The following is a 1,845-nucleotide window of genomic DNA, read 5'->3' as shown; positions in this document are numbered from 1 at the left end:
TGGCCGGGCGGGCGGCGGCGGCGGGGGGGGGGGGCGCGGGCCCCCGGGGGGGTGCGCGCGCTGTGGGGGGGGGTGCTGGTTGTTTTACTCCTGGCCGCCGGGCGGGCCCCCGCGGCCCGCGGCCGCCACCCAGGAGGCGTGCAGGAACTCCTGGCTGGTCGCCACCAGGTCGGCGGCCCGGGTGCGGACCCGCTCGGGGTCGCAGACCACGGCGACCGAGCCGAGCGGCAGCACGTCCATCAGCAGTTCCATGTCGTCCACCAGGACGGGCGCCAGCGACTCCATGCCCTCGACCGCGATGCCCTCGGCGATCTTGTCCAGGATCTCGGCCAGCCCGGGGTGCGCGGCGGCCAGCTCGGCGGCCCGCGCCCGCACCTCGTCGGTGAGCAGCAGCTCACGGCAGGGCGGCGCCCACAGGCCGTGCTGGGCGATCTCCAGCGAGCGCTGGTCGGCGACCTTGAAGTAGCGGATCTCCTCGACGTCGTCGCCCCAGAACTCCACCCGCAGCGGGTGCTCCTCGGTCGGCGGGAAGACGTCCAGGATGCCGCCGCGGACGGCGAACTCGCCGCGCTTCTCGACCAGTTCGACGCGCGCGTAGGCGGCGGCGGAGAGCCGTCGGGCGACCTCCTCCAGGTCGTGCGACTCGCCGCGCTGGACGGCCACCGGCTCCAGCTCGGCCAGCCCCTTGACCTGCGGCTGGAGCACCGAGCGGACCGGCGCGACGACCACCTGCACCGGGCCGGCCGCCGGGTCGTCCGCCCGCGGGTGCACGATCCGGCGCAGCACGGCCAGCCGGCGCCCGACGGTGTCCGAGCGGGGCGACAGCCGCTCGTGCGGCAGGGTCTCCCAGGCCGGGTACTCGGCGACCGCGTCCGGCGGCAGCAGCGAGCGCAGCGAGGCGGCGAGGTCCTCGGCCTCCCGGCCGGTCGCGGTGACGGCGAGCACCGGACGGCCCCGCTCGCCGGCGGCCTGGCCGGCCCGCGCGCGGGCGAGCGCGGCGATGGCGAACGGCCGGGCGGCGGGCGGTCCGACCAGGTCCAGGTGGCGGCGGCCGCCGGCCGCGGCTCCGGTGGCGGTCGCCGCCTCGATGGCCTCGGCGAGCGCCGAGTCCCGCGCGACGACATCGAGCAGTCCGGTCAGACTCATCAGGGTCTCTTCTTCGTCCCGTGGCTGGTGCTGCCTCCGGGCGGCAGAGGCCTGCCGGGGCAACGCGAACGGCCCGGCACGCCGAGCGGCCGGGGGTATCCAGCCTACGCCGCGGCACGGACGCACACGCGGCGTACGGCCCGGCGGGGCCGGGCGGGAACGAACCACCGTCCGGGGCGACGAACGACCCCGGACGGAGCCCGCGACCGGACCGCGACCGGACCGCGGACGAACCACTGGACGGAACACCGGACCGGCCGGTGGACGAACCGTCCGGCCCCTGGTCAGATTCGGCTCCGCGATCTGCCACGAACTGGACATACTCCTGTCACTGCCTGTCCATGGAGATCGCGCACCATGGTGAATGTGCCCGCCGCACCCAACCGTGGGGGATGGCTGTGGCGGCACTGTCGCACCCCCGATGGGGGTCGGAGGTGCGAGGCCGGGCGACCCTGGGTGGGGGCGCCCGCCCAAGCGCCGGGAACCGTGGCGCCCTTTCCTGGAGGGCGCCACGGGTCTCGGCCTCACTCGTGGTCGCCGCCCTGCCGGACCGTGTTCCGGCCCGCCGCCGCCACCAGGCGTGCGGCGACTACTGGCGCGACAGGTCGACGCCGTACCGCTCCTCTTCGATTCGCCGCCCCGGCCGGCTACCGGCACCGGCCGATCGACCGCAACGCGAAGGCCCTGACCGCCCCAGCG

1 pseudogene is annotated in these 1,845 nt (G+C 76.5%); it reads right to left on the bottom strand.

Annotation, left to right across the window (positions count from 1 at the left end):
* Positions 1 to 99: 99 nt before the first annotated feature.
* Positions 100 to 1,146 (bottom strand): annotated as a pseudogene (locus ACFV6I_RS39465) (transcription-repair coupling factor); the annotation flags it as partial.
* Positions 1,147 to 1,845: the final 699 nt, after the last annotated feature.

Source organism: Kitasatospora sp. NPDC059803 (assembly GCF_042732255.1).
Lineage (GTDB): Bacteria > Actinomycetota > Actinomycetes > Streptomycetales > Streptomycetaceae > Kitasatospora.
The sequence above is the reverse complement of the archived record's forward strand: the minus strand, read 5'-3'. Positions and strand labels throughout refer to the sequence as shown.